We start from the raw sequence: 2,959 nt of genomic DNA on the forward strand, positions 1-2,959 counted from the left end.
GCGACCGCTGCGGCGATCTTCTGCGCTACGCCACTTTCGAGATCGATGATGTTCCCGGAATGCAGGTCGGCCTCGTAAACAGCGGACCAGCGAATGGCGGCCGTTTCTCCATCTACGAGCCGGCTGGTTATTCTGAGCTTGTTATCGGCAGCACGGATCATCCCCTCAAGGATGTGCCGGGCGCCGAGCTGACGCCGGGCAGCGGATGATCGCTGCGCCAGGTCATCGGAAGCCTCGCTTCGGACGATTGTCAGCCCCTGAAACGTAGCGAGCTGCGAGAGCATCTCTTCGGAAAGGCCGGCARCAAAAACACCGGCGTCTGGCGTTGRGGACAGGTTGACGAATGGCTTTACGAGAAGAGAGAGACCCGGGGTGCTTGTCGATGAAGCAGCCGGTCGTGATGAATCCCCCATTACCATGACTGTCACAACGGTACCGAACGCCAGCGCAGTAACCGAGCCGATGAGCCAGGGGCGTCTGAGCCAGCCGAAGAAGTCTGGACGGGGTTGGGATAGCGGCTGCGGTTCGGTCAATGAGAGGGGTTGGGCAAGCAACTGATCGCCCAATCGCCATGCAAAGCTCGGCACGTAGCTTCCCTTGGGAATTTCGATCAGGACCCGGTCTGTCTTGCCTTCAAGAAAGTAATATCGCTCCAATGCGCGCCGGAGCCGACCGGCCTCGATGCGCACGACCGGATCGTTCAAAATGTCGATATTCGCATCCCGCCCGAAGACTTCGACCGCGATCGAATAGGCCTTTATGCGGTCGGCCCGGCCAGCGAGCGTCTCCTCAATCACATAGGACAGAAACCGCCGCAGCCGATCCGGAGCGCTGAAATCGCGGCTTGCCAAAATGCAATGCAGTTGCGCGCGGATATCGGCTTCGCATGGCGCGGGTCGCGGTTGGGAACGCGAGGCATCAGGAACAAAACTCGATGTCACTTGCCGGTTCATGGAGTTAATTCTCCCGCTCATCAATCCCGGCATGCGCATGATGTTCAGATGGGGCGATCACTGCGATCCCACTTAAGGGTATTCGCTCAGATTTCTACACCCCTTAAATCGCATCGGGCAATATTTGTTGCTTAAATATTCGCCAAATTTCGGACGAACTATGGTGGCGCGCTGCGGCAATAATGCGGTCGACGCGCGGGCTTGACCCTCCGTCCCGCCTTTGACATTCCGTCCCAGCTGGATGTTCCAAATTCATTCTTGTTCCGTACTAATTACAGTGCCAGCGGCCAGTATGGCTGATGCGGTCGCCGCAAGGCTTTGCGTGGCGACGACCCCGGAAAAGCGGAGCGGTTCACAGATGTTCCGATCTTTGATGCGGTGCAGAGGGCGCGTGCGGGAAGATCGGACCGCCGATATCGCTGACTTGCTCTCGACCAGCGAAGGAATTCGTCTCGTCAAAGCCTTCTTGAAGGCCGAAAGCACGGCGAAGCGCCAGCGGATCGTTGCCGTGGTTAAAGGCATTGAATGCCGATCCCGCTGGGACCGGCGATGAAATCGGGTCTCAGGGATAGCGCAAGTACAATCGGGCCGCAGCGCGCGATGACCCCAGCTAAGACTATATGACGTATCGTCATGTAGTGCGCGCGTGCGGTCTCGTCTTATCGTGGCTGTATCGTCGTGATGTCACCGGTTAACCAATCTCAGTCGCCCCGAACGGGCAGGTGCAAATCCCCGTCGACGAGACGATATACATGTGCTTACATCGCTTAGATGCCAAATATTGGTTTGAATACGTGCTGAATATTATACTATTCGCTACGCCTATCGGTCAGCTGAAAGGTTATTGGCATGGCGACCTTAAAGGAGAACCGGTGTGCTAACGAAATTCCAGCATCGCCCCCGGCAAATCAGAGAAATTACAAATGGCTTCGGCCCGAGGGAGACGATGACGATAGTTTTGGGCGAGGGATTATTTGGGGAGCTGCGATATCGTTCCTGCTCTGGGGAGGGATGGCGTGGGCCTGGGACACTATCTTTCGATGACGGCACCGCATGCGTGATTTATCGCGCATGAGCACTCAGCAAGAGCATCGATGACCTGAACTGGAGTGACTTTCCCAACCGCGACGGAAAACACGCCTGGCTGAGGGGCAGGCGCGAACTGAAGTTTCTGAGTTGGGTGCAGCAGCACCCAATGAGTTGCGCTGCTCCTCACGCCGGTCGGTGCGTCCGTCGCCGCTTGTCGCGGCGCTCCCCGCGCCCCGTACGCCTGTCCCCCGCCGCTCCATGCCGGAGGTCTGGCCCTCAGAATTCGAGACTGTCAGGGCCGTAGCATTCGCAGCAAGGCCGAGCGCGGCTGCCGACCACCAGAAGGAAAAGGCATGTCGGCGAGAGATCCCGTCCGGATTGAAGACTTCGCTCATGGGAAAGCTCCTTGGGATCTATCAACCGTCTTTGCCGCCCCCTGTCGCCCCAGATCACTAAGGTTGGCGTATTATAAGGCCACTTTTCACCTGCTCGAGCCTTCATAACCGGCCGTTCTTGGGCCCGTGCAGCGTCTCGCTCAAGATTATTCGCCCAACCCCGGCGGAAGGTTTCCGCTTCGACCAATAATCGCCCACCCGAATACAGGCATTGTCTGCCGAGATCACGAGAACTCCGATGCAACGGCACACGGGCGCCCCGTTGAAACGGTAAGCTCTGGACAGTCCAATGTCCTTATTCACGTAGAGCCAAGTGATCTAAATGCCGCATTCCGGAATATTCGGGACTTCATCGGGGCATCGCGCTGATTATTCGGGTTCACTGCAGTTGCCTGGTGTGAAACATGTAACGTGGCCTACCCCTAAACTCGGAGAGCATCATGCGATTAGGACTTGTATCCACCGCCGTTCTTGCGACGTGCCTGGCAACGTCGGCCTTCTCCGCCGACCTTCCCAGCCGCCAGGCGCCGCCTCCCCCGATCGTCTACGCGCCCCTGTTCACCTGGGCTGGTCTTTATGTCG

Annotated in this window: 1 pseudogene; it reads right to left on the reverse strand. The window is 57.8% G+C overall.

The features are described 5' to 3' along the window. Positions 1-953: pseudogene (locus AC1D34_RS36095) on the reverse strand (adenylate cyclase); the annotation flags it as partial. Positions 954-2,959 lie beyond the last annotated feature (2,006 nt).

The sequence above is a fragment of the Allobosea sp. P1_A7 genome (assembly GCF_056406775.1).